This is a genomic window from Nitrospira sp. Nam80, from assembly GCF_965152575.1.
This window is the reverse complement of sequence record NZ_OZ224216.1, coordinates 1,018,079-1,043,821: the sequence shown is the minus strand read 5'-3', so window position 1 is coordinate 1,043,821 and position 25,743 is coordinate 1,018,079. Positions and strand designations below refer to the sequence as shown.

The window sequence follows — 25,743 nt, the reverse complement described above, 5'->3', positions numbered from 1 at the left end:
AGCAGGTGAAGTGGTGCTATGGCGATGTGGCGCTGTGGTGCAGTCTTCATCGTACGAACTCCGGCAATCACCAAATCGTACTTGTTCACACTCCCCTCACTCGCCGAGACGTGCGCTTTCCCCATTTCACCCGCCCATCCCGCGCACGCCGGGACGTGCGCTTTCCTCATTTCACCCGCCCCACCCCGCGCACGCCGAGACGTGCGCTTTCCCGGGTCACGTGTGTTCTACCCGGTGGGCCGAAGCCGGCACCAGCCCCGGGTGAGGCAAGGCCGGTTCCGACGCTGACTCTTTTCCCTCATGCGGGACGGTTTTCGAAGCGAACCAGCCGTACAATGCCGGCAGCACGATTAAAGTCAGTCCGGTCGAGCTGACCAACCCGCCGATCACCACGACCGCCAGCGGCCGCTGCACTTCCGATCCAATTCCCGTAGCAAAGGCCAATGGCAACAGCGCCAGCAGGGCCACCGCTGCGGTCATCAGAATGGGTCGGAGGCGCAACAGGCAGCCGTCCACGATCGCTTCTTCCAGCGGCTTACCCTGCTCCCGCAATGTATTGATGTACGAGATCAACACAATCCCGTTCAAGACCGCGACACCGAAGAGATTGATGAATCCGACGGAGGCCGGCACGCTGAGATATTCGCCGGTGATCCACAAGGCGAAAATCCCTCCGATCAAGGCCAAGGGCAGGTTGAGAATGATCAATCCGGCATAACGGAATGAGTTGAAGGACGTATAGAGCAGCATAAAAATCAATCCGATCGTGAGCGGCACGATGATTTTCAGGCGGCCCATGGCGCGCTCCATGTTTTCGAATGATCCGCCCCAAATGATTTGATAACCCTGCGGCACCCTGACTTGCTCCGCGATCTTTTTTTGCGCCTCCGCCACGATGCTTTCGATGTCGCGCCCGAGAGTGTTGAACCCGATATAGATACGGCGATGTAGATTTTCCCGGCTGATCAAGGCAGGCCCCTCGACCAATTCCACCTTGGCCAGGTCTCCTAACGGGATCAAGGCGCCGGTCGGCGTCGTCAACAGAATGTTGCGGATGGTTTCCACACTGTTCCGATATTGTTCCGGATATCGAAGAATGAGGTCGAACCGTTTTTGACCCTCGTATACGCGGGTGGCCGCCTCTGCCCCGATCGCCGTGCTGATGATTTCCCGGATGTGAGCGACATTGATGCCGTGGCGGGCGATTTTTCCGCGATCGATATCCACGGTCAGATAGACCTGTCCGAATAATTGTTCCACCCGGATATCCTGCACGCCTCGTATCTTGTGCATGACCGCCTGAATGTCTTCCGCGATTTTCCTGAGCATGCTCAAGTCGTCGCCGAGCACTTTCACGGTCGCCTCGGCCCGCACCCCAGACACCAGCTCATCGACCCGCTGTTGAATCGGCTGGCTCAGGAGATAATTGGCGCCAGGCACCTTTTCAATCCGCTTTCTGATGGCGTTATCCAGTTCCGGCTTGGTGGAGGCGGTCGTCCATTCGTCCATTGGTTTTAGCGATACGACCGGATCGCTCGCATTCGGCTCCTGCGGATCGTTCCCGAGTTCCGATCGCCCGATCTTGGAGACGACCGACCGAACTTCCGGAAATTCGAGGACCGCCCGTTGCATCTCTTTTTCAATTTCGATCGATTCTTCCAGCGAGATGCTCGGATGTCGGATCGTTTGCGGGCTGATGGCTGCCTCGTTGAGAATCGGGATAAATTCTCCGCCGAGAAACGGAAACAGGGCGAGACTGGCGATGAATAGGGCGAGCGCAGCGGAAACGACGATGAGCCGATGGCCCAGCGCCCATTTCAGCATAGGCAGATACAGCCGTTTCGCCCACCGGACGGGAAAGGTATCGCCATGGTGGGCGGTCTTGAGCAGGAACAGGCACAAGGCAGGGGACAATGTGAACGACAGGATCAACGAAATGAACAGCGCCATCATGATCGTGAGCGCGAGAGGATGGAACATCTTCCCTTCCATCCCGACCAGGCCCAGAATCGGCAGGAAGGTCAGCGCAATGATCAATTCTCCGAATAGGCTCGGCCCTCTGACTTCCTGCACTCCTTTCAGCACGATCGGCAGCCGCTTTTCGATTGACCCCAGCACCTCTTGCCCCGCGGAGGCCAGATGGCGTTCGACATTCTCGACCTGAATGATCGCGGCATCGGTAATCATCCCGAGCGAAATCGCCAGACCGCCGAGCGACATGAGATTCGCTGTCAGCCCGTAAAAATACATGACGATGAACGTCGTCACGGGCGCGACCACCAGCACAATGGTCACGGCCAGCGCGCTTCGGACATTCCCCAGAAAGAAGAGCAAAATGAGAACGACGAACAACACGCCTTCTGCCAGCGCCTTATAGACCGTATGCAGCGCCGCCTGGATCAACTCGATGCGGTCGTAGAACGGCACGATGCGAAGCCCGCCCGGCAGGACGCCTTTGTCACGAATCTCTGCGATCTGGTTCTTGATCGCCTCGACGACGTCCCGCGCATTGCCGCCTCGTAACATCAAGACGATGGCCGCGACCACTTCCCGTTTTCCATCGGCCACGGCGGCCCCATGACGCACCGCCGGGCCGATCACCACATCCGCTACGTCACGGACATACACGGGAATCCCGCGGACTTCCTTGACCACGATATTCTCGATGTCCTCCACGGTCTTGATCAGCCCGATGCCGCGCACGATATATTTTTCCGCGCCTTTCTCGAGAATATTGCCGCCGGCGTTCGCGTTGTTCTTGGCCACGGCGTCGAACACGTCATGCAGCGCGAGGTCATACTTCCGCAATAATCCCGGTTCCACCATGACCTGATACTGTTTGACGAAGCCGCCCATGGAATTGACGTCGACGACATCCTTGAGGCCTTTGAGCATCGGACGGATGACCCAATCCTGCAGCGTCCGTCGCTCCATCAATTCATCCTGCGTCACCTCATAGGAGGGGTCATCGTCCTGCGGGCCTTTGAGGTAGAACTGAAAGACCTCGCCCAGTCCCGTCGTATTCGGCACCAGTTGGGACACCGCCCCCGGCGGCAGCAGTTCCTGCACCTCCAGGACCCGTTCAAGTACCACTTGGCGCGCCAGATAAATGTCGACATTATCCTCGAAGACCACCGTGATCATTGACAGGCCCACTTTGGAGAAGGATCGGATATCGGTCAGACCGGGGGCGCCCATCAATTGGAGTTCAATAGGGAAGGTGACGAAGCGTTCGACTTCTTCCGGCGAGAGACCCTGCACTTTGGTGACGACCTGCACCAGGACGTTGGTCACGTCCGGAAAGGCATCGATCGAAATGATCCGAAAGGTATAGATGCCTGCCGCCACCAGCGCGCAGGTGAAGATAATGATCAAGACCCGCTGGCGAAGAGAGAACTGAAGCAGCGTCGTCAGCATCCGGTCACATTTGCTCGCCGAGGAGTTCCGACTTGAGAATAAAGGCCCCGGCTGTGACCACCCGCTCGCCTTCGCGCAATCCGTCGAGCACCTTCACGACCTCGCCGTTGGAGTCCCCGAGCGAGACGTCCCGAACTTCGAAGGTGTCCTGCTCGCGCTGCACAAAGACGAACTTCCGATCGCGCTCCCGCTGAATAGCTTGTTCGGGCACGGCCAGCACATTCTTTTCGGGTTCCGAGTACACGCGAATCGTCGCATACATTTCCGGTTTAAGCTTGCGATCGGGGTTCTTCACCTCGATGCGCAGGTTCATCGTCCGCGTCCTCGCCTCGAGCACATCACCGACATAGGTGATGGTTCCGTGGAAGACCTCATTGGGATACGCGTTCAACAGGATCTCGATCTTCTGAGCCGGGCCGGAGCCTTCTTGCCGGATAAACGGGATATCCTTCTCGGGAATATTGCCGAGCACCCAGACTTCCGACAGATCCGCGACGGCAAAGAGTTTCTCGGTCGTTTCGACGACTTCCCCCTTGGTGAGATTCCGATTGATGACCCGTCCGTCGAAAGGGGCGAGGATCGGGACGTACGAACGAATGGTCTGATCACGATCCATCTTACGGATTTCTTCTTCCGTCATGCCAAGGAGCAGCAACCGATCCTGACTCTCCCGTTTTTCCGCCCTGGCGCTGATCATTTCGCCTTCCCGGCGCTGAGCTTCGGCCAAGCCGATGACTTTCTCCTTGAGCAGCACCTCGGCGCGCCGGTAGGCGCGCTCCGCGACATACAGCTTGGCGCCCGCCTTGAGGTAGGCCGACTGGGCCATACCGAGCTCCCCGCTATAGAGGAGAGCAAGCAGCGACCCCGCTTTGACCTCCTGCCCCAAATCCGCGTACACGTCGATCACCCGTCCTCGAACGAGGGCCGTAATGTCGGCCAGCGCATGCTGATTTGGAGTGACCGTGCCGGGGAAATCCCGGTGCGAGCGATAGTCGATACGAGCGGCCGTTTGCACCACGAGCCCGGCGCTCGAGGCTTCATCCGAGGTGAGCCGGACGAGGCCGGCGGTGGGTTTCTGCACCGGCGGTGCGACATCGGCCGCATGGTCTTCGGAAGGACCGCAGCCGCCGAGCCACGCAATAGTCGCCGCGCCCAACAGATTCAACGACAGACTCAACGCAACACGTGTACGGTCTCTCATAGGCATGATGGATGTTTCAAACCCCCGCTCACAGCGAGCCTCCCACCGCCCGCTCCAATCGCGCCAAGGCAACGGAAAGCTCGAATTTCGCCTGCGTGTAGTCGAGTAAAATTTGCCGTTGCACGCGTTGCGCATCCAGCACTTCCAACAGGCTGGAGGCGCCCTGTTGGAAACTGAATTGCGCGATGCGCAGCGCCTCCTCGGATTGCTTCATCAAGCCCTGTTCAAACACTTCGATCAGCGTGGCAGTGGTGCTCGCCTCCTGATAATGTTGATTCACGGCTTTCAACAGCTCATTCCGGATCCGCAGCAATTCCGCCTCTCCCCTGCGCTTGTCGCCGAACGCAGACTGAATCTCGCCCTGCCGCTGATACCACACCGGGGTCGGCACGGAAAATCCCGCCCAATACGCTTCCCGGCCGATTTCCCGAAAATAACTTCCGTTGACCGTGATGTCCGGCACGCGAGCCTGGCGTTCGAATTCCACCGTACGGTCCGCCTGCTCCACTAATTTGACCCCGCGCTGAATCGCCGGGTGTCCCTCGAGCATGCGCTTGATCAACGTGACAAGGCTCAACTCCCGGGGAAACCGCTGGAAATCACCCGTTACCATGTAATTGACGCCCAGCGCGCCAGCCGTGATGGTGTCCAAAATAACGCGATTCACCCGCACCGTATTTTCTGCCCGCGTCACCACCTGGTTCGCCTTGAGCACCTCCACCTCAGCCTTGATCGCTTCGAATTGCGGAGCTTCGCCCAACCGGACGCGTGATTTGACGATGCGGCGCACGTCCTCCACGATCACGAGATTCTGCCGGGCTAATTCCAGATCGCGCTGGGCAAGGAGCAGATCGAAGAATGCGATTTTGACATCCGAGACCAAATTGAGCTGTGTTTCCTGAAATCCGGCGTTGGCGCCGGCCAATCCCGCGGCTGCGGCGTTCTTGCGCGCGCTTCTTTTGGCCGGCCATTCGAAGGGCTGCCCGATCGTGCCATTCACCTCCGTGAGATGTTCCCTGGCTTTCGAGGCCTCAACATTGGGGATTAGTGTATTTGCATCCCGCAGTATCCCGTACCCGCTGTTGCCGGAAATAATCGGATTGGGATAGGCGCCCGCCCTGATTTGGATGCCTTTGCTCTGTTCAATCAAGCCCATCGCACCCTTCACAGCGGGATTGCGCTCCAGAGCCAGGTCGATGACATCATCGATTTGATACGTCAACTGGTCCGGCTTGGAGGCGGCTATCGCGAGATCACCGGTCCACGCGTGCAGCGCCACGAGTACCGCGCTCATGCAAAACGACACTGTCCAACTTCCCAGGCGCATGTCATACCTCCGTGCTCAAAATTCTCACAAGACTCACCTCGGACGGCGGACACGAACGCATTTATCAGACGTTCGTTCCGACGCAACTCTTGTAAATCGCGATTCTTAGAACAGTCTCGGCGGGCGGAAAGGACCTGGCATGAGTTGCAACTGGGCCTGCATGAGAGGTTGGTACATCCGCAGCCCGGCAGGATATCGCAGCGTCCGGCTATCCCCATCGCCCGGACCCGCCACGTTGTCCTCCTGTTCTTGCGTCTCATCCACAAGGTCTGCCGATGGGCCGGCGTCTGCAAGGGACCGGTCATGAGAAGGACCGGATTCGTGGGACACGCGAACAATCGCTTCACCATCCTGAGCCATCCCGAAAATCAATTGAACCCCGACAAGAACGAGAAGTCCGATGAACCATCCTGATCGACTCTGACGACGTATGACCATCATCTTTCCTGCTATTACTCTACGAGAGCGGCCTACAATGCGCAAGAGACCTTGGTCTCGGAAACCGCTTGGACCTAATTGCCGGGATCGACCGGCAGCTTGAACAGCTTGACGATCTTGCCGTCCTGATCGAGTTCAATGCTGACCCTATCTCCCACTTTGACGTCCTTCAACACATCGGCCGCAGCAGCTGGAAACAGCGCGGCATGTCCCTCCGGCATCTGAAGCGTAAGCTCGCGGGTTTCCAGATCGACCGCGATGACGATGCCGCCCAACAGCCCGGCGCCTGACGCAACCTGCCAGGTGACAAGACTCAGGAACAGTATGCTGCCTCCAAGTGTGGAGACAATCCGCTTGATCGCAGAGGAACCGCACCGCCACGAACCAATCTGCTCCGTTCGGTTCGGCGCCTGATTCATTTCGTGTAAGAACGGGCTCACTGAGTAATCGCCGGGCTTGCCGGCTCTCACCGGCATCACGTCTACCGCCGGCCGGCATAGGGGTTCCACTCACACTGCTTTTACTCATTGTCCTCGCCCGCTGCAAGCGAAATGTGAACAGAACGCCGCGACATCCAACTGGCATGATGGATCCCGGGCTGCACAGCGGCCCTTCCTGGGGATTTCCCTAGAAGCCGCCGAAGGAAGCGCGGCTTCATCAAAATACCCGCAAACATTTCATTTTGAGTAGTTCGTGATCGAAGGGCTTCAGCACGTATTCCTGCGCACCTTGATTGACGGCTTCCCGGGCGGTCTGAATATTGGAGGCATCCGACATGACAATCACCGGAATGCCGGGATGCAGGCGTTGTACGGCGCGGAGCGGCGCCAACCCCTCCGGCTCCGGTTTAGGGACATCGAGCAATATCCCGTCGATTTGCGGGACGCGGTTATTGAGGGCCGGCGCGAGCGCATCCTGTCCGGTTTCGGCTTCCAGGACTTCGAAACCCCAGGCGCTGAGTTGGTCCCGGATAAATGCACGGATACGTTGATCTTTGTCCACGACAAGAATACGCCGACCACCGCCCTGTGCAGAATCCATATGTCTTGTCGTGCATGAACCGGAAGGTTCGACCGATCGTGCCGATCGGTTCCAGGAAGAGTCACCGCCGTGCCGAGACCGAGTGGACAGGCACGCCCCCCACGCGCAACCGTGCGCGTTTCGCCATGGGTTGGGGATGAGCCTCCTGGTGCTTCAAAATAAGCGGATCAAGGATGGCTCCGCAAATGATGCACCGCCATCCGATGAATACGCTCGGACCGGCATCATACTGCCGGTCCGTAAAGACTTCGCGCACCATAGCACTATGGCAACGGCGGCATTCCATGCCGTGCATGTGTACCGGAACCGATTGAACGGAATAACCCGGCGCTTGCCTAGGTTCAACAGAGAAAACCCCCAGGCTCGATTCGTGCGCGATACAGGAGAGGCGCGCGTAAATTTAAAAAATCTTGGCAAGATACGAGGTCCGCGACGCGAAGAATAATGAGCGCCACGCTTGCGGACGGGCGCGAGACGGTGAGCCCCAGTGTCTTATGATATCGATACGCTTCACGAGCCCACGGCGATGGCAGGCTACGGCGTTGTAAGGCCGTGGGCCATGGCGTATTTCGTCAATTCTGCGGTAGTTCGCAAATCCAATTGTTCCATAATTTGCGCCTTATGAAACTCAACCGTCTTCGGGGAAATGTTCAGTAGCTGGGCAATTTCTTTGACGGCCTTGCCTTCAGCCACCAACTGCAACACTTCTCGCTGCCTCGGTGTGAGCACATTCCGGCGTGTGGCCGGCATCGGCGCACCGCCGATGGCCGTGTTGACGAGTCCCTTGGTGAGCAGAGGCGTGACGAAATAATTCCCGCCAAGCACGGAATGGATCGCTTGAATCAATTCGGAGCCGGCCGACCGCTTCAGCAGATATCCCGAGCCGCCCGCCTTGAACGCTTCATTCAGATACGCGGGGTCCGCATGCATCGTGACAAAAATAATTTTGACGTCGGGCAGGGTCTTTTTGAGCTGGCGTGTGGCATCGATGCCGTTCAGCAACGGCATCGAGATGTCGAGCAACACCACATGGGGCTTGAGACGCGCCGCCGCATCCAGCAGCGCCCGTCCATCCTCGGCCGTCCCGACAATGTCGCACTCATCCTCCAGAATCCGCCGGAACCCCTCCAGCACCAGCGAATGGTCGTCGGCTAGCAATACTTTCGGTCTTTTCATGATCCCTTATCGGCCAGAGGAATCCGCGCTCGCACGCTGGTGCCTCGTCCCAGCTGCGATTGGACCTCAAGTCCGCCGTGAACCAGGTGAGCCCGCTCTTTCATACTGACCAACCCCAGGGTCGCGCGATCGGTCTTGCGCTCCCCGGGATTGAACCCGGCTCCATCATCGGTGATCGAGAGGGTGACAACGCCATCATCCCGCTTCAATTCCACCTCGAATCCGGTCGCGCCGGCATGTTTGGCGACATTGCTCAATCCCTCCTGCGCGATGCGGTAGAGGCAGGTCGCAGCCGGCTGCGGGATCGATCCTTTGCCGGCGTCCGAGCGAAAAGATCCTTTGAGCCCGGTTCGTGCCGCAACGTCATCCACCAACCGCCGCAGCGCGACGGTCAATCCGAGATCATCCAGCACGGAGGGGTGAAATTGGTACGCCAGATGGCGAAGATCCTCGCACAATTCGGATGCATTATCCTGCAACGAGCGAAGCCTGACTCCGATGGTATTCGAACCTTGAGGCAACGCCTGCTCGAGCGTTTCAAGCTCTACCACGATCATGGCCAAGCGCTGGTTGATGTCGTCATGGAGATCGCGCGAGATGCGCCGCCGTTCTTCTTCCTGGACCGTCAGGAGCCGCGCGGTCAAGCCCCGAAGATCCTCTTCGCTTCGTTGCAGGGCCAGCCGGTTGTTGCTCAGGGCGGCTTCACTGACCCGCAGCGAATGCTCGGTCTCCATCCGTTCAGTAATCTCCGCCACCAACGCCTGGTTGACTTTGGCCAACTCCGCGGTCCGATCCCGCACCCGCAGTTCCAACTCGGCGTGAGCTTGCCTGAGGGACTCCACATCCCGGCGCCGCTGCAGGATAAAGAAGACCGAGATCCAGATGACCACCAAGCTTAAGACGCGATTCGCCAAAATCATCCACCCGGGCACGTTCTCCATGGTGGGACTGATGACAGTCCCAACCGCGATAAGCAGGGTCGAAAGGCCGGCGATCAGCACCGGCATCAGGCGATATCGGACCGTCGAAGCTAAAAACACCACGGCGGCGTAGAGCACGCCGATCGCCACGCCGAGCGGGATCGACACATCGAGCCATAACAGTCCGACCGCCAGGCAGACGACCAAGCTGATGCGAAGAAGCTGGTTCACGAATCAATATTATCCTCCCCTCGTCGCGCGTCATTCAAGGGTCGGCTCGGCGCCTTCGCCTTCGTCCGGATTGATCTGCCGGTGTCGCAGCAGGATACCGAGACCGACGGCTGCGCTGACCAACAGGAGCGCGTTGGTCACGATGAAGACCACATCCTGCACCAACCAGCTATAGATCAGAAAGCCGGCCGAGGCGACACATTGACCGATAAAGAGCCATGCCGACACCCCCTTGCTGGACCGTGCCTCCCATTGCCGATAAATCTGGGACAGAATCGTACAGAGCAGGACAAAGGAGGCGGACCATCCGATGAGATGGCGTATCATAGGTCAGCTGAATCGAGCCCGTTCATTAGTGGTTTCGGTCATCGGCCGGCGGAAGGAAGACTCCACACCGATTATGAGCGGAGAATCAACTGAGTTGGTGAGACCTCGGTTCATCGGGGTGTCGCATGGGCATATTGTGCAGAAGCGCATGCAGTTCATCTACTGCCGTTTCTTTGGTGAGATAGGCCGCGGCTCCGGCATCGCGCATCGCCCGTTCGATGTGTCGATTGATATTCACCGAGAGGCCGATCACCGTCGTCTCCGGCAACTCCTGCTTGATGAGGCGTGTCGCCTCGACCCCATCCATGACCGGCATGTTCACGTCCATCAACACGACATCGGGATGCAGCCGGCGGGCCCGTTCGACCGCCTCACGGCCGTTGGCGGCCTCGCCGATGATCCGCAAATCCTGATAGCCTTTTAAGGCGCTTTCAAGCCCTTGGCGAACCAGTGCATGATCATCGACCAGCAGGATGCTGAGCGCCTTCGTTGCTCGGGACACCGGCATGACCGTTTCGATGTGAGGCGTCCGCTCATAACTCAGCCGGTCTCCTGCCGCCGGGTCCTTCACTGCCTCCGTCATAATCTGGTCGGACGGAATGGCCAAGGTCGCGGTGGTACCCTGTCCCTTCGCCGAAAGCAGGTCCAGCCGCCCTCCTATCGCTTCGATTCGCTCCCTCAGGCTATACAACCCGAATCGATCCGCTCCGCTGATCGTCGCAGGATCAAAGCCACGGCCCTGATCCTCCACCCTGATCTGAAGGTGCCGGTCGGCGCTCACGGCGATCTTCACGACGGCCTGATTCACTGCCGCATGTTTGACGACATTCAGCAGAAGTTCTCGAACGGATTGAAACGTAACGATCAGCCGCTCTTCGGCGAGCGGCGGGATGTCCGGCTCGGCCTGCACATCGACATTGAGACCATGACGGGGCATCTGCTCGGCCAACCACCTGATTCCCATGACCAGTCCGAACTGATGCAACACCGGCGGGCTCAATTCGGCGATCATCGTGCGGGTATAGGCCAGCGCCTCGCCCACAATCTCTTCCGATTCCTGGGTCAGCCGTTCCTGTCCCGACGACAGTCCGCCTCGCCGTCGAATTTGCGATAATTTGATTTTGGCCAGGGCCAGCATTTGGGCGAGCGAGTCGTGAATCTCCGTCGCCAACCGGCGCCGCTCGCGCTGCTCCGCCAGACTTAGCTGCGATGCCATCGCCCGCAATCTTGCTTGCGAGGTGATGAGGTTCTCCGTCCGCTCATGCACCCGCTGCTCCAACTCGGCATTCCATTGCGTGAGCCGCTGTTCAGCCCGCTTCTGATCCGTCATGTCGCTGAAAAAGATCGACACGCCGCCGCCGTAGGGATACAGGCGATGCTCGAACCATCGCTGGGACGGCTCATGGAACGATTCCAAGCGACCGGGCCGGTGGCGCTCCATAGCTTCCTCGATTGCCGCCCGGAGGTCCGCGCCGGTCCCTTCCAGGAACACCTCGGTCAGCTCGCGCCCCCGCAGGTCCTCCCTGGGCTTTCCGAGAATCTCGGTGGCTCGTTGGTTGGCGACCGTGTATTTGCCGTCGGCGTCGACGGCCATGAATGCGTCGCTGATCGAATTCAGGAGATGTTCCATCTTCGATTTCCCGGCTTCCGCAGTCTCCCTGGCTCGATGCAACCCTTCGCTCAAGATCGAGATGCCGATCGCTTCCATTACGAAGACGGAAAGAGCCACCAGATTGGCCGAACTGAGAGAGAAGCTCCCAACCGGCGCGATGAAGAAATGGTCGGCGACGACCGTCGATGCCAGCGCCGCGAAGATGCCGGTGCCGATTCCTCCATACCAGGAAGCCACCATGACGGCGAAAAAGAACGTGATGAACGGAACAGTGACCCCGCCGAGGAAGGGATTGAGGAGCAGGCGTAATCCTAATGCGATAATGACGGCCAGAATGGCGACGCCGTATCGCAGAACCCATTGTCGGAACATAGCCGCGCTGTTCACGCGCATGTCTCTCCATCGGCTCTCGTAGCCGGCGGCGGATGTGCGGATGTCTTGGTTGGCCGAGAAGAAACAGTGTAGTCTATCGAGAGGCTAAAACTTGACTAGGAATAGCCCTAGCCGGCCATTAGGGACGGCCGGTCTCAAATCCGGAATCACGCCATCGTTCCAATAGAGTAATCCGCCGCTCCAACTGCTGCACAGTTGCTTGATCGACCCGTCCTCCCGTCCGCCTGATTAGCTCCGCGTTGAGCCGGCGATGGTCCACGCCGGTTTTTCTGGCCACGGCTCCGACGAGGGTGCGATGCTTGTCTCGAAGCGCGGTCTTCTGCTCGTGCAGCGGCACAGGACGGTCCGATCCGCCCTTGTCCCCGGCTTCCGATTCTGCTTCGTCCGCTCCGATTAGGGCATCGATCCGGGCCACCCCGTTCAACGGAACATACTCTTTCAACGAGGTCGCCGCGGTGCCGAACAAGGTCCGCTGCACCGACGGCATCACGTCCTCGAGTACGTGGTCCCGCTCGGCTTTGATGCGCGTAGCATAATGAACGAGCGTCGCGTCCTTCGGCACATACAGCCAGGCTCGCTGCGGTTTTGGAATGCCGTCCTGCATCCGGACGAACCGGCCGACGACCTGACGGAAATACATCTCCGTCAAGACGTTCGTCGCATACACCCCCATACGCAGCCGTGGGATATCGACGCCTTCGCTCACCATGTTGACCGCGACGAGCCACTGTTGTTTCGGGTGCTGCGTGAACGCCGCAATGGTATCCGACGCGGCCGGATCATCGGACACCGCAACCTGTGCTCGGCTACCCGTGACGCGAGCAACCAAGTCCGCCACTTGCCGGGCATGGTCTTGATTCATCGCCACGATCAAGCCGCCCGCATCCGGCTGCTCCTGTCTGCGCAGTCGATTCAATTCCGCGTGGGCGTCGCCGATCACCGACCCCAGCCAGTTTTCCTGGAGCAGCGCCGTCTTGAGCCGTTCCCGCCCGCGCTCGAAGGTCAGCCCGTCCTCAAACGTCGCGCGATGTTCGCGGCCGTCCGACAGCCAGCTCAATTCGCCTTCGTAGCTCGGAAAGAGAATCGGCCGGCAGACTCCTTCGCGGATGGCGTCGGCATAGCCATAGGCGAAGTCCGCCTGGCTCTCCCCCTGTTCATATCGGACAAACGGAATGGGATTATTGTCAGAGCGAAACGGCGTCCCCGACAGCGCCAGGCGAAAGACCGCCTCGCCGAAGGCTTCCCGCAGCGCCAGGCCCCAGTCTTTTCCGTCGCCCGCATGGTGCAACTCATCGAAAATGAGCAGCGTGCGGCGGCTCCGGCAGGCGCGCTGAAAGACCGCCGGCGCCAGACAGACTTGTTGATAGGTGACGACCGCCCCGTGGTAGTCACGGGCTTCACATGCCTGGTCATTGGACAGCGCCGGGTCGAGTTGAATGCCCATTGGACCGGCCGCCGCAGACCATTGCGTGCGCAAATGATTGGTCGGACAGACGACCAACACGCGGCTGACCGCTCGGTCGGATAGGTACTGGTGAGCGATGCGGAGTGCAAATCGCGTCTTGCCGGCCGCCGGCGTTGCGGTCGCTAAGAAATCGCGGCTCTTGTGAGTCAAGACCGCCGCCACCGCGCGGGCCTGCCAATCGCGCAGCTTCGCATTCCACGGAATCATTTTCACTGGAATCTCATCCCGCCGTTGAACATGGCATCCGGCAAGATAATGAAAGCTCCCGAACAACTACAAGACTCGATTTCCCGTAAGGGACTATTCGGCTGACCGTTCGCCCTCGATGACCTTCCACAATTTTTGGGGATAAGTCTGTGGACAACCTCTGGCTGACGCGTCAAAACAGGCTGTACCGGCAGAAGCCTTTCACATTGCCCAATTGTTAAGCATTGACCCCGGACACGATGACACCCCCATATCTTGCGGCTTGACTATTGTGAATTTCTACAAATACGCCGGACGCCCGTTTTCCTGAAGAACGTCCCTTCGGTCTACGTACCATTGCCTGGATCATTCTCTTCCTCGGAACCATCCTTAGTTATGCACAGGCTGTCCGGCGTCCTGCCGCCCTTTTCCTCATGGCCGCGCCCCGTCTCCTTTTCACGCAGAACCGCCAGCGCCGCCAGGATTTCCGCCGGACGAGGCGGGCACCCGGGGATTCTGACATCGACCGGGATATGGCGGTCCACCGGGCCGGTGACGGCGTAGCTTCCTTTGAAGAGGCCGCAATCGATGGCGCAGTCACCGAGCGCGATCACGATTTTTGGATCGGGTGTCTGCTTGTACGTGTCCTGCAGCGCCCTCTCCATATTGATGGTCACCGCGCCCGTAACGATCAAGGCGTCCGCATGGCGGGGCGATGCCGCAATATGGAGACCGAACTGTTCCGCGTCGTAGACGGGATTCGCCAGCGCGTTCATCTCCATCTCGCAGGCATTACAGGATCCGGTGTCCACTTCACGAATGGTCAATGACCGCCGGAATAGCGCAGCCTTCTCTCTTGCCGCGGGCCGGACCGGCTCGGACGGCGCCTCAACCCTTGGATACGCCCCGGTGACTATTCCGGTCTTCAGGCTTTTTTTAAGAATACGGAACATAGGACTCCTCCGGCCAATTATTCAGTGCGTCAGTGCTCTAGTGAGTCAGTGTTCCAATGATGCAGTGATTCAATGATTCATAGATCGTTGCCTGCATACGACAGGTTGAAGCTCTTATTGATCAACGGAAAGTCGGGGATGATATTGCCGACGGCCGCCCATTGGATGGCCGGCCAGTTTACGAAGGACGGGTCTCGCACCTTGCACCGATGAATGCCGCCGGCTTCGCCGGCCATGACCATGTACAGGATCTCCCCCCGCCACCCTTCGACCCCGGACAAGGCCCAGGCGCCCTGCGCGGGCTCCGAGATCGTCTCACCGGCAATCGGTCCGCCGGGGAGATTCCGGTGAATCGCTCTGATAAGACGACATGATTCATGGATCTCATCCATTCGCACCCGCATCCGAGCCCTGACGTCCCCGTAGCGGTATAGGGAGACGCACGGCTTCAGATCGGCATAGGCGGCAAAGGGGCGATCCCGGCGAAGGTCGCGATCAATGCCGGACGCGCGCCCCACCACACCGACCACCGCATGGTCCCAGGCGATTTGCTCGGAAAGGACTCCGGTCGTTTCCAATCGATCGGTAAGCGATGCATTGGCAAAGAGAATTCCTTCGAGATCCGAAAAGTCCGGCTCGACAGCATCGATCTCGGCCAGAAGATCGTTCCATTGTGAGGGACTCACATCAAAGCCGACGCCGCCGACACGATTGACGCCGCGAAGAAATCGCGACCCGGTGAGGCGATCATTGAGTTGCATGAGGCGCTCCTTCATCCGGCTACAATGGGCATGCGGCAGAACATAGGCCGTATCGTTGCACATCGCGCCGATGTCGCCGAGATGGTTGTGCAGCCGTTCGAGTTCCAGAAAGAGACTCCTCAGGTAACGTGCCCGAGGCGGGACCTCGATCGCCATAAGCGATTCCACCGCCTGGGAATAGGCCAAACTATGGCCGACCGCCGTATCCCCCGACACCCGTTCGGCGAGCGCCACGGCGTCCGTCAGCGATCTCCGTTCAAACACCTTTTCCACGCCCCGATGTTTCCAAAAATGGCGCACTTCGAGCTGCATGATCGGCTCGCCCGCCACGGAAAAGCGAAAATGACCCGGCTCGATGATTCCCGCATGGATAGGACCCACCGGCACCTCGAACACCCCTTCTCCTTCAATGTGCCGATAGGCATAGTGGCCGTTGGCGCGATGCAGGACGGTATCCCACCGAAAGTCTTTTTTGAGCGGATGGGCGCCCTTCGGCCAATGCTCATGCCGTACCAGCCGGCGCATATCCGGATGGCCGACCGGGATAAGCCCGAACAGATCGCGAATCTCCCGCTCGTACCATTTCGCGGCATGGATATGAGGCGTGATCGACCGAAACAGCCGGTCGCCGTCTTGGACATCGGTACAGAGCAGCAGCCAGTCTTTCCGCTCCTCCAGCGTGAAGAGATACCACAATTCGTCACGAGGTTCGCGCGGGCGATGGTCCACCGCCCACAAGAGCGAGAGGCTGGCCCGCATATCCGGCTTGGTATGGAGGTAATGGGCCAGAAGAGGAATCTGCTCCTTGGAAACGCGCAGCGCCGGGACACCCTGCACCGCCGTGCGCTCACGGACGGCCGCCGGAAATTCCGCGTGAAGCAGCGCCGCGACCGCCATAGCTTCTGCCATCTCTTACCTCCGCAACAGGATGACGACCGCCTGATCCATGAGTCCCTTCACCGGCTCCGGGATCGCCCATCCCAGCCCAACCAACGCGATGGCCGTCGCGGCAAGCGGGATATGGCTCACAGTCCACCGTTCGCCGGACTGCACGTCCCGCGGCGCCATGCCCCAGACCATCGAGACCACTCGGTAAGTAAAGCCGCCGAACAAGGCCACCGCGAACAAGAGAAACACCAGCACAACGGCCAGGTTGCGGACATCGTGGGCAATAATCACCGTGACGAATCGCCCCAGATGCAGCGTATCGGACGCAAAGCTTTGCGTCGCCAGCGAGGACAACACCAGCATCTCGCTGAGGAACATGGAGAACGGCGGCATCCCCGTCAGCGCCAAGCCGGCGATCAGGACGGCGAGCGCCGTAATCGGCTGCACCGAGGCCATCCCGCGTACTTGATCGATCTCCCTCGTGCCGAATCGCCGGTGGATGTTACCCGCCGAAAAGAACGCCAACGACTTGGCCAGCGCATGGTTCAGGAGATGAAACAGTCCTCCGAACGTCCCGGCCGGTCCTCCCACCCCAAACCCCGCGATCGCGATGCCCATGTGCTCGATGCTGGAATAGGCGAACATCCGTTTGTAGTCACGTTGAATCAAGATAAACAGCGCCGCCACCACGAAGGACAGGAGCCCAAGGAGAAGCAAAAGATTGCCGGTATAATGTTCCGGCACCGCCTGATCGACAATGCTCTTGGTTCGCAAGAGCGCATAGACGGCCACCGTTTCCAGGACCCCGGCCAACATCGCGACCACCGGGGCCGGCGCTTCGCCATACGCCTCCGGAACCCAACTATGCATGGGCGCCAGCCCGATCTTCGTGCCATATCCGACCAGGACAAAAATGAAGGCGAGTTTCAGCACCTGGGGGTCCAGCTGCGACGCCACCTGCTGGAGGGTCGTCACATTGAGCGCCGCGCTGACGTCTCCCAACACCCGGACCGACGAGTAATACATCAACACCGTCCCGAAGAGGGCCAGCGCGATGCCGACCGAACAGAGAATGAGATACTTCCATCCCGCTTCAAGCCCATCGCGCGTGCGAAAAAAAGAAATGAGAAATGCCGTCGCCAGCGTCGTGCCCTCCATCGCCACCCAGAGTACGCCTAAGCTGTTGGCCAGCGTGGCCACAATCATGGCGAACAGAAAGAGATGAAACAGGCAGAAAAAGAGCCGCATGCGGCCGGGAGCAATGGTCCCGCGCGCGACATGGTCGGCCAGATAGCCCCATGAGTAAAGCGAGGCGGTACATCCGATCGCGATGATGATGAGCAGAATAAAAGCCGACAGGCCGTCCAGGTAGGCCAGCCCCCACAGAGTGGTGATCGTGCCGCGAGTGGACAGGTCGCGCACAATGACGGCTTCGGACAGGACCAACGCGGTCATGGTCCCCAGATTGAATGCGCGAAGAACAAGCGGATGATTCGTTGCCGCACTCAGCAGCGCCGCGAGCAGCGGAGCGACGAGCAACACCGCAACGGGAGCAAGGGCGATCTCGTTCATCAACCGGTCTACTCCTTCAATGCGGTGAGCCGGCTGGTATCCACCGTATCAAACGTATCCTGGAGCCGATGCGTGTACACGCCGATAATCAAAGTCCCAACGAGCACGTCGAAAAACACGCCCAACTCGACGATGAGCGGCATCCCGTACGCGGCGGCGGTGGCGCCCAGGAACAAGCCGTTTTCCATCACGAGAAATCCGATGATCTGCGTGACGGCTTTATTGCGCGCAATCATCGTAAAGAAGCCGATCAGGACGATCGCGAGCGCAATGGCGAGCGAGTCCCGGGTCAATAAGGCGCCCAACGGAATGATGGGCTGGGTGATGAAGAAGGCCAACATGACGAGCCCGCCGCAGATCAACAGACCTGTCGGGACGTTCACGTTCATGTCCACCTCGCGGTTCACATTCAGGCGTTCAATCACCTGTTTCAAGATATTCGGAATCACGACGGCCTTGATGAGGATGGTGAGCCCCGCGGCTGCATAAATATGGTGAATCCCGGTCAGAAACGCGACGAGCGCCGCGGTCGACGCGAGGAAGACCGATTGCAACGCGAAGAGATCGACGCAGGCCGAGAGCCTGCGCTGCGCGACGATGGCAAAGCAACTCAAGAGCAGCAGCGCCGACCCAAGGTTGACCAGCTGGGATCCGATGTCGAAGGCCGGCAGCGTCATGGCATCATCCCCGCAGCACGTAGAAGAAAATCACGGCCAGCAGCGCCAAGATGAATGCGAGTCCCAGAAAGTCCGGCAGCCGGAACAGGCGCAGCTTGGCGAACATGGACTCGATGACGCCGATCACCAGTGCCAACCCCGACACCTTTGCCACATAGGCCGCCACGCCGACGGCCAGCGCGACCGGTTCCAGACTGGTCGCAATGCCCCATGGAGCGAAGACATTGGCAATCAGCGTCAGAAAGACCAGCAGTTTCAGCGCCGCCGCCCATTCCACCAACGCGAGGTACCGTCCCGAATATTCCAACACCATCGCTTCGTGGATCATGGTCAGTTCAAGGTGGGTGGCCGGATTATCCACCGGCACGCGGCCGGTTTCCGCAAGCACCACGATCATCAACGCCGCCAGCGCCATCAAATGCGGAGAGGGATCGAGGACAATCCCGTCGAGTAGGGCGGTTTTATGGACGATGGTGCTCAGATTCGTCGACCCAGCGGTCAGTGCAATCGCGAAGATCGACATGATCATGGCCGGCTCGGTCAGCGACGCCACGATGGCCTCGCGGCTGCTTCCCATTCCACCGAAAGCCGAGCCTGCATCAAGACCGGCCAAGATCAGGAAGAACGTACCGAGGGCGAACAGATAGACCAACGCGATGATATTCCCTGCAAAACTGAGCGGGATCCGTGACGTGAACATCGGCACCAGCAATCCGGCCAGCAGAATCGAAGCAAACAAGATGTACGGGGTTGCCGTGAAGATCCATGACGTCGTGGTCGAAACGATCGGCTGTTTGTGAAACAACTTTGTCAGATCGGCGTAGGGCTGGAGGACACCGGCGCCCCGCCGCAATTGAAGGCGGGCTTTCACCTTGCGGATCAGTCCCACGATGAAGGGCGCAACCGCCAGCATGATCACCGTCTGGACCGCGATAAGAACGACAGCCTGCAGTATGGATGTCACGATCAATCCTTAGCCCGCCATCAGCAACAGCACCACGAGCGTCACAAAGATATAGGTGAGATAGAGGTGGAGGCTCCCGGTCTGGATCACCCGCATCCGGTCTGCCGCTGTCGCAAAGAACGTGACGACCGGATCATATAGATACTTTTGGAAGACCGGTTCGATATGCAGGTCAAACCGCCGGCGCCTGGCGAAATAACGGGATTCCTCGAGTAATTCCGTTTCGAGTTTGACCGTCGGTTGATAGACCATGCTGAAGACCCGTTTGATCGGCTGGGCAAACCCGGTGGCCGTGTACTCGGTGCGCGGGCTGATGTTGATCCCGCAAGCCCAGGTCTTGCCGTAGCGCGCCCGAACCATGCCGCCCGACATCTTCACCACTAGAAGGCCGAGCAACGACAATCCGGCCAAACCCAGCGCAATCGCCGGTGTCGAGAGACTTGAAAAGTCGACATTCACCGGCGCCAAGGCCCATCCGTCGACCGCCACCATTCGCTCTGCAATCGACGTGGTGAAGGGCCGGACAACTCGATCCAGCATCGGAACCATCACCATCGGCAGGAGTCCCAGCAACAGGCAGAGAACAGCCGGCAGCCCCATCCCGATTCTCATGGAGAGCGGCACTTCTTCGGCCCGGCGCGCATGGGAACTCCGCGGCAAGGCGAGGAACGCAATGCCGAATGCCTTCGCAAAGCAGGCGAGGGCCAATACCCCGGTCAATGCCAGCATGGCGGCCGCCAGCGGCAGCAAGAGCTTCAACAAGATGGTGGGAAGGGGCAGGCTCAGAAAGAGTGTCTGAAAGACGAGCCATTCGCTGACGAAACCGTTGGTCGGCGGCAGGGCGGAAATCGACGCGGCGCCGATCAAAAACAACAACCCGGTCCAAGGCATGCGGCGGAGCAGACCTCCATATTCCTCCATGTTGCGCGTGTGGGTCGCGTAGGCCAGCGAGCCCGCGCCAAGGAACAGAAGCGTCTTGAACATGGCGTGATTGATCGTGTGATAGAGCCCGGCCAGCAGTCCCAACGCCGCGAACTCTTTCAATCCATAGGTGTGAAAGATCATCCCGGCTCCGATGCCCAGCAGAATGATGCCGATATTCTCCACGCTGTGAAAGGCAAGCAGCCGCTTGAGGTCATGTTCCATCAGCGCGTACATCACGCCTAACAGCGCCGACACGGAACCGATCATCAGGACCGTAAAGCCCCACCACCAGGGAAAGTGGCCGCCCAGGAAATCAAAGAAGACCCGGATCAGACCGTAGACGGCGGTCTTGATCATGACACCGGACATTAAGGCCGAGACATGAGACGGCGCTGCCGGATGCGCATAGGGCAGCCAGACATGAAGTGGCACAATGCCGGCTTTCGCCCCGAATCCGATGAGGGCCGTGAGATATGCCAGGGCCCTCATGCCCTCCGGCAGAGGAGGCTCCGGCCTGCGAAAGGTCTCAAAAGAAAACGACCCGGATTCCTGAAAACAAATGAGGAACGACAGGGCGATAAAGGCGGTCCCCACATGCGCCATGATGAGATAGAACAGCCCGGCGTACCGAACCTCAGCCTTTTCATGTTCCGTGACCACCAAAAAATAAGAGACCAGCGACATCGATTCCCAGACGATCAAAAACAGCAAGCCGTTGTCCGCCATCACGACGAGCGTCATGGAAAGCAGAAACGCGTTGTAGAGCGACCCCATCGCGGCCATGGAGGATCGTCCGTAGAATTCCGTCACATAGCCGAACGCAAATAGAGAGGCGGCCAATCCGGCGAGCGAAATCATCAGGACAAAGAAAGCCGCCAGTGGATCGAGCCGGACGGCGAAGGTCAGAAGTGGAATACTGGACTGGACGGAAACGGTCCATGGTTCCGGCGCCAGCAGGCCCGCCAATCCCAGCAGGACACCACCCCCGCCGGCGATGCAGGCCGACCCATGCGCGAGTTTATTAACGAAATCCGGCTTATGGGAGGCACAAAGCGGAAGAAGCATTCCAGCCGCATGACCGATGAAGAGCAGAAGAAAGAATTGCCACATCTGTTGCGGGCGGCTTACGGCTCCTGGCGGATCAAGGTCGGCACGATCTCATTCTGCATATCATCCGTCATCCCATAACGGGTGTAGGGACGGTCGACCATCTGGTTGGCATAGAGCCGTCCCGTCGGAGCAGGCACGACCACATCCGCCTTCGTCTGCTTGTTGGGTTCGATGGTCACAGTCTGTTCTTTCACGCCACCGAGGTACGGATGCCACACCATCATTTTGTAGGTGCCGGCGGGGATGTCGGCGATCTCAAACCGGCCCTGTTCATCCGTCACCGCGTAATACGGATTCTCGACGGCAAGCGCCCAACTCTCCATATAGGCATGGAAGCCGCACTGCATGACGAAAACCCGCCGGCCCTTCGTCATCTTGACGAGCTGTTTCATCGGTTCACCGGCCAGATGCCGATGATACTTCGCCGCGTCGCTCCCGTCCTTGATGTCGCGAGGATGGAGCGGATTCATCGGCAACGGCACGTTAAAGAGCACGCGCGGACCCAAATGGCTCGTTTCGTAGGCTTGAATGTCGTGCATGACCGGATCCATATTGACGACCGTTACGTCCCGCTCATCACGGACGACGGTGGTAAAGGGAAGAAAGCGGCAATCGATCGCCTCGATGTGGGGCGGCGTGAATGAAGAAAAAGATTTTCCCTTCTCCACTCCTTCAAGAAACACGACGACCTCTTGGAAGGCGCCGCCCTGACCGACTTGAAAAGGTTGCAGCAGGCGCCAGCCCCGGCCGTCCGAAATACGACCGCAATAGATCTGATCCGGAAGAGTCGTGAGGTTATATCCCTTCGGACGCGGGACCTTCCCGTCCAGAACCACGGCGCCGATGAGCCGGCCGCCGTTCTCGATGACCGTCTCTTCGTAGGCCCATACAGACCATCCCCATCCACTGCAGAAGGCTAATATCGCCGCAATCACATAGCGCATCCTGTCCGTCTCCTCCTTCGAAAGACTATTGTCTTAGAAGCCGGCACAACGCCGGCAACGGGCGAAACCTTCGCGGGCCACCAGGCTGTTAGGGTCGCACGTCAGTGCCATTTTCCAGTTAAAAAGGGCGTCTTCATGCCGCCCGATTTCTTCCAAGAGCGCCGCCAGCTCGCACCGGGCCAGGATATCAGTCGGACAGACGGCCAGCGACCCACGCAAACGATTGATATGTTCGATTCGGTCGTCAGTGTCGCGCGCATTCATCGCGAGTCTGCTCCCTGGCGGTCCACCTTGCGATCGCTTGTCTCGTTGGGGCACTGCAGACTCAATGCCACAGTGTTGAGTGAAGGGGCTGGACCGATAGAGAGCAGATAAATTGCCGGGTTAGCTTTTCAGAGGCAGGAAACAAGGCGGCGGCGCCCTATTCGTTCATCAAGATTCTGCAAATTCTGCACATGCAGCTCGAATCGCCCGCATAACAGACCGCACTTTTTGCGGGTCGCGATTCATGCTCGTCATTCTCCGATCCCATATTCCTTGATCTTGTACTGGAGGGTCCGCAAGCTGATTCCTAACAGTTTGGCCGCCTTCTCGCGATGAGAGGTGATTTCAGTCAAGGTGCGCCTAATGACCTCGCGCTCAATATCTTCCAGCGATCGTCCCAGTGAGATTTCCATCGTCCGCCGGTCCTGCTTGCTGGTCTGAATTTCTTCGGGCAGATGGTCCGGCTGAATCACCGCTTCTTTCACGGTGACCACCAGCCGCTCCATGAGATTCCGGAGTTGGCGAATGTTGCCGGGCCAGGCATACAGGCGCAGCAACTGCATGGCCTCCGGCGAGGCCGATTGGCGCACACGGTGATGGTGCGCCGCAAATTCCTCGAGAAACGTCTCGACCAACAGCGGAATGTCCTCCGCCCGCTCGCGCAAAGCCGGCAGCCGGATCGGCACCACATTGAGGCGGTAATAGAGGTCTTCCCGAAAATCTCCGTCTTTGACCGCTTCTTCCAAATTGCGGTTGGTGGCCGCGATGATCCGCGTATCCACTTTGATGAGCTTGGTGCCCCCCAGGCGCCGGAATTCCTTCGTTTCCAGCACGCGAAGGAAATCGACTTGGGACTTTAAGGACAGTTCTCCCACTTCATCCAACAGCAACGTCCCCTCATGCGCCAATTCAAATCGCCCCGCCTTCGTGGCCATGGCGCCGGTATACGCGCCCTTCTCATACCCGAACAACTCACTTTCGAACAGGTTTTCCGGAAGCGCGCCGCAGTTGAGGGTGACAAACGGACCGTCCGCTCTCGTGCTCTTGTGGTGGATGGCGCGGGCCACCAATTCCTTGCCGGTTCCGCTCGCTCCGGTCAGAAGCACGGTCACATCGCTGCCGGCCACCATCTCGACCAGATTGTACACACGCTGCATGGGTTCGCTTTGCCCCACCATTTGCTCAAACCGCGTTCTGGTTTCGAGGCGGTCACGCAGCTGCTTGTTTTCACTCGCCAAAGCATGGCGCTCCAGCGCCTTTTCAACAACGAGCGGGAACCGGTTGCGATCGAGCGGCTTCATGAGATAGTCATAGGCCCCGAGCCGCATCGCTTCGACCGCCGTATCAATCGAGCCGTACGCCGTCATCACCACCACCTGAGTATCAGGCCATCGCTCTTTAATTCGTTGCAGCAATTCCATCCCCCCGGCTCCCGGCATTTTCAGATCCGTGATCACCAAATCCACTGGTGCCTCGCCGAGCCTCTCCATCGCCTCCCCGACCGATCCTGCGCCCCGGACCCCATACCCTCTTTTTTCCAGCATCGTGATCAAGGCCCCGCGGATATTGACCTCGTCGTCGACAATCAAGATTTGAATATTTGAATTCATGACAGACATGAGACGAGGCGATGGCGTTCGACCGCCGCAGGAAACAGTATTTCGACGGTCGTCCCGGCCCCCGGCATACTCGTGACATGGATCGTACCACCATGGTCTTCCATGATGCGGTACGCAATGGGGAGGCCCAGGCCGGTGCCCGTCGATTTGGTGGTGAAAAATGGTTCAAAAATCCTGCGGAGATCGTCCCTGGCGATGCCGACTCCGGTATCGGTGACTGTAACTGCGATCCATCGCTTGCCGTCCACGGTGCGTTCCCCCGCGGTCAGACGACACAGGCCTCCGTCGGGCATGGCGTGAAAGGCATTGACGATGATGTTGATTAAAACTTGGCTGATAGCCGTCTCGTCACCCGACACCGGGGCCAAAGAACAGCCGACCGCCGCTTCAAGTCGAATCTTCCGTTCTTCCGCCTCAAACCGCATCAACGCCAGGATGTGCGAAATCAGCGGCTCCATATCTACCGGGTGCAAGCCGACGGAAGTCGGGCGGGCAAATTTCATGAAGTTGTCCAGAATCACGGAGAGGCGGCGGCACTCCGCGTTCACCACCTGAATGTATCGCAGGCCCTGTTCGGTCAGGGCACGCCGTTCCATGAGTTCTTCTTCCAACAGGTGAAGATTGAGGTCCATCGCGCTGAGCGGATTCCGCAGCTCATGAGCCATGCCGGCGGATAACGTATGCAAGGCGGCCAGCTTTTCCGCCACACGAACCCGCTGTTCGAGGCCGAGCCAGTCCGTCACGTCTTGCGCCTGCAGGATGACACCGGCCGATGCTCCTTCATCTCCGGAGAGGTCGGCCGTGCTCACGCGAATGGTGCGGGGGCTTCCTTCCCGGCTCACGTACGGCAAGTCCTGATGGCTGACATGCCGGTGGTCCCGAAGCGCCTCATCCAAGACCCGGCGAATCGTATCATCGGCGGGAAATACCGATTCGTAGGCATTGCCCAGCAAGTCGGCGGATGATCGTTGAAAGACGGACTCCGCCGCCGGATTCACTGCGGTGATGACGCCGCCCGGATTGATCGTGAGCACGCCGGTGGGAATGCTTTGAAGAATGTTCCGTGCCAATCCTTTGACTTCTTCTAGAGTCCGCCTTGTCATGTCATGATGGAGAAAGGCGATGACCGCCGCAATCCCGAGCCCACCCATCACGAAGAGGAGTACGGCAAACACGACGAAATCCACCCCGGACTGCCGAAACAGCGGGTCGTCCCGCTCCAATCCAAGGAACAAGACAACAAGGATAGCGACTACAAGGCTCACAATGACGGAAGCAATGAGCCGATGAGAGATGCTGGGGAGGAATCCTGTCGTAGGAACAGGCCTAAACA

Annotated in this window: 21 protein-coding genes; all 21 read right to left on the bottom strand. The window is 59.0% G+C overall.

Going from position 1 to position 25,743, the window contains the following annotated elements; translation table 11 throughout:
• Positions 1-216: 216 nt before the first annotated feature.
• Positions 217-3,417 carry an efflux RND transporter permease subunit gene (locus ACWGXE_RS04990; protein ID WP_447601801.1) on the bottom strand — a complete coding sequence of 1,067 codons (3,201 nt, stop codon included), beginning with the start codon at positions 3,415-3,417 and terminating at the stop codon, positions 217-219.
• Between the two features lie 4 nt (positions 3,418-3,421).
• Positions 3,422-4,618, bottom strand: a complete 1,197-nt coding sequence (locus ACWGXE_RS04985; RefSeq protein ID WP_447601800.1) for an efflux RND transporter periplasmic adaptor subunit — start codon at positions 4,616-4,618, stop codon at positions 3,422-3,424.
• A 28-nt stretch (positions 4,619-4,646) separates the two neighbouring features.
• A complete protein-coding gene (locus tag ACWGXE_RS04980) occupies positions 4,647-5,945 on the bottom strand; it encodes a TolC family protein (protein ID WP_447601798.1) in 1,299 nt (432 codons plus the stop codon).
• Positions 5,946-6,050: 105 nt separating this feature from the next.
• A complete protein-coding gene (locus tag ACWGXE_RS04975; protein ID WP_447601797.1) occupies positions 6,051-6,386 on the bottom strand; it encodes a hypothetical protein in 336 nt (111 codons plus the stop codon).
• A gap of 71 nt (positions 6,387-6,457) precedes the next feature.
• The gene (locus tag ACWGXE_RS04970; protein ID WP_447601796.1) at positions 6,458-6,862 is read right to left on the bottom strand and encodes a hypothetical protein; all 405 of its coding nucleotides are present in this window, start codon (positions 6,860-6,862) and stop codon (positions 6,458-6,460) included.
• A gap of 178 nt (positions 6,863-7,040) precedes the next feature.
• The gene (locus tag ACWGXE_RS04965) at positions 7,041-7,424 is read right to left on the bottom strand and encodes a response regulator (RefSeq protein ID WP_447601795.1); all 384 of its coding nucleotides are present in this window, start codon (positions 7,422-7,424) and stop codon (positions 7,041-7,043) included.
• 534 nt (positions 7,425-7,958) lie between these two features.
• Entirely contained in the window at positions 7,959-8,600 is a 642-nt protein-coding gene (locus ACWGXE_RS04960; protein ID WP_447601794.1) for a response regulator, read from the bottom strand.
• Complete coding sequence (locus ACWGXE_RS04955) at positions 8,597-9,751, bottom strand: histidine kinase (protein ID WP_447601792.1); 1,155 nt, start codon at positions 9,749-9,751, stop codon at positions 8,597-8,599. The genes ACWGXE_RS04960 and ACWGXE_RS04955 overlap by 4 nt, the downstream gene beginning before the upstream one ends.
• Before the next feature lie 30 nt (positions 9,752-9,781).
• The gene (locus ACWGXE_RS04950; protein WP_447601790.1) at positions 9,782-10,078 is read right to left on the bottom strand and encodes a SemiSWEET family sugar transporter; all 297 of its coding nucleotides are present in this window, start codon (positions 10,076-10,078) and stop codon (positions 9,782-9,784) included.
• An 85-nt stretch (positions 10,079-10,163) separates the two neighbouring features.
• Positions 10,164-12,083 carry a response regulator gene (locus ACWGXE_RS04945; RefSeq protein ID WP_447601789.1) on the bottom strand — a complete coding sequence of 640 codons (1,920 nt, stop codon included), beginning with the start codon at positions 12,081-12,083 and terminating at the stop codon, positions 10,164-10,166.
• A gap of 118 nt (positions 12,084-12,201) precedes the next feature.
• Positions 12,202-13,755 (bottom strand): DEAD/DEAH box helicase, encoded by a 1,554-nt coding sequence (locus ACWGXE_RS04940; protein ID WP_447603873.1) that lies wholly within the window; start codon positions 13,753-13,755, stop codon positions 12,202-12,204.
• Positions 13,756-14,081: 326 nt separating this feature from the next.
• A complete protein-coding gene (locus tag ACWGXE_RS04935) occupies positions 14,082-14,687 on the bottom strand; it encodes an NADH-quinone oxidoreductase subunit B family protein (RefSeq protein WP_447601787.1) in 606 nt (201 codons plus the stop codon).
• A 77-nt stretch (positions 14,688-14,764) separates the two neighbouring features.
• Positions 14,765-16,357 (bottom strand): hydrogenase large subunit, encoded by a 1,593-nt coding sequence (locus ACWGXE_RS04930; RefSeq protein WP_447601785.1) that lies wholly within the window; start codon positions 16,355-16,357, stop codon positions 14,765-14,767.
• 3 nt (positions 16,358-16,360) lie between these two features.
• The gene (locus ACWGXE_RS04925; RefSeq protein WP_447601783.1) at positions 16,361-17,908 is read right to left on the bottom strand and encodes a proton-conducting transporter transmembrane domain-containing protein; all 1,548 of its coding nucleotides are present in this window, start codon (positions 17,906-17,908) and stop codon (positions 16,361-16,363) included.
• Positions 17,909-17,916: 8 nt separating this feature from the next.
• A complete protein-coding gene (locus ACWGXE_RS04920) occupies positions 17,917-18,585 on the bottom strand; it encodes a hydrogenase (RefSeq protein WP_447601782.1) in 669 nt (222 codons plus the stop codon).
• A gap of 4 nt (positions 18,586-18,589) precedes the next feature.
• Complete coding sequence (locus ACWGXE_RS04915; protein WP_447601781.1) at positions 18,590-19,549, bottom strand: respiratory chain complex I subunit 1 family protein; 960 nt, start codon at positions 19,547-19,549, stop codon at positions 18,590-18,592.
• 9 nt (positions 19,550-19,558) lie between these two features.
• Positions 19,559-21,538, bottom strand: a complete 1,980-nt coding sequence (hyfB, locus tag ACWGXE_RS04910) for a hydrogenase 4 subunit B (protein ID WP_447601779.1) — start codon at positions 21,536-21,538, stop codon at positions 19,559-19,561.
• 59 nt (positions 21,539-21,597) lie between these two features.
• Positions 21,598-22,527 (bottom strand): carboxypeptidase regulatory-like domain-containing protein, encoded by a 930-nt coding sequence (locus ACWGXE_RS04905; RefSeq protein ID WP_447601777.1) that lies wholly within the window; start codon positions 22,525-22,527, stop codon positions 21,598-21,600.
• A gap of 33 nt (positions 22,528-22,560) precedes the next feature.
• A complete protein-coding gene (locus ACWGXE_RS04900) occupies positions 22,561-22,791 on the bottom strand; it encodes a hypothetical protein (protein WP_447601776.1) in 231 nt (76 codons plus the stop codon).
• Between the two features lie 251 nt (positions 22,792-23,042).
• On the bottom strand, positions 23,043-24,401 hold the full coding sequence (locus ACWGXE_RS04895; protein ID WP_447601773.1) for a sigma-54-dependent transcriptional regulator: 1,359 nt from the start codon (positions 24,399-24,401) through the stop codon (positions 23,043-23,045).
• Positions 24,398-25,675, bottom strand: coding sequence for a two-component system sensor histidine kinase NtrB (locus ACWGXE_RS04890; RefSeq protein WP_447601771.1), 1,278 nt, complete (start codon positions 25,673-25,675; stop codon positions 24,398-24,400). The genes ACWGXE_RS04895 and ACWGXE_RS04890 overlap by 4 nt, the downstream gene beginning before the upstream one ends.
• Positions 25,676-25,743: the final 68 nt, after the last annotated feature.

Bases quoted from the DNA above. Each gene is read 5' to 3' on its own strand.
- ACWGXE_RS04990 (WP_447601801.1), bottom strand. From the start codon at position 3,417: ATGCTGACGACGCTGCTTCAGTTCTCTCTTCGCCAGCGGGTCTTGATC.
- ACWGXE_RS04985 (WP_447601800.1), bottom strand. From the start codon at position 4,618: ATGAGAGACCGTACACGTGTTGCGTTGAGTCTGTCGTTGAATCTGTTG.
- ACWGXE_RS04980 (WP_447601798.1), bottom strand. From the start codon at position 5,945: ATGCGCCTGGGAAGTTGGACAGTGTCGTTTTGCATGAGCGCGGTACTC.
- ACWGXE_RS04975 (WP_447601797.1), bottom strand. From the start codon at position 6,386: ATGATGGTCATACGTCGTCAGAGTCGATCAGGATGGTTCATCGGACTT.
- ACWGXE_RS04965 (WP_447601795.1), bottom strand. From the start codon at position 7,424: ATGGATTCTGCACAGGGCGGTGGTCGGCGTATTCTTGTCGTGGACAAA.
- ACWGXE_RS04960 (WP_447601794.1), bottom strand. From the start codon at position 8,600: ATGAAAAGACCGAAAGTATTGCTAGCCGACGACCATTCGCTGGTGCTG.
- ACWGXE_RS04950 (WP_447601790.1), bottom strand. From the start codon at position 10,078: ATGATACGCCATCTCATCGGATGGTCCGCCTCCTTTGTCCTGCTCTGT.
- ACWGXE_RS04945 (WP_447601789.1), bottom strand. From the start codon at position 12,083: ATGCGCGTGAACAGCGCGGCTATGTTCCGACAATGGGTTCTGCGATAC.
- ACWGXE_RS04940 (WP_447603873.1), bottom strand. From the start codon at position 13,755: ATGATTCCGTGGAATGCGAAGCTGCGCGATTGGCAGGCCCGCGCGGTG.
- ACWGXE_RS04935 (WP_447601787.1), bottom strand. From the start codon at position 14,687: ATGTTCCGTATTCTTAAAAAAAGCCTGAAGACCGGAATAGTCACCGGG.
- ACWGXE_RS04930 (WP_447601785.1), bottom strand. From the start codon at position 16,357: ATGGCAGAAGCTATGGCGGTCGCGGCGCTGCTTCACGCGGAATTTCCG.
- ACWGXE_RS04925 (WP_447601783.1), bottom strand. From the start codon at position 17,908: ATGAACGAGATCGCCCTTGCTCCCGTTGCGGTGTTGCTCGTCGCTCCG.
- ACWGXE_RS04920 (WP_447601782.1), bottom strand. From the start codon at position 18,585: ATGACGCTGCCGGCCTTCGACATCGGATCCCAGCTGGTCAACCTTGGG.
- hyfB (WP_447601779.1), bottom strand. From the start codon at position 21,538: ATGCTTCTTCCGCTTTGTGCCTCCCATAAGCCGGATTTCGTTAATAAA.
- ACWGXE_RS04905 (WP_447601777.1), bottom strand. From the start codon at position 22,527: ATGCGCTATGTGATTGCGGCGATATTAGCCTTCTGCAGTGGATGGGGA.
- ACWGXE_RS04900 (WP_447601776.1), bottom strand. From the start codon at position 22,791: ATGAATGCGCGCGACACTGACGACCGAATCGAACATATCAATCGTTTG.
- ACWGXE_RS04895 (WP_447601773.1), bottom strand. From the start codon at position 24,401: ATGAATTCAAATATTCAAATCTTGATTGTCGACGACGAGGTCAATATC.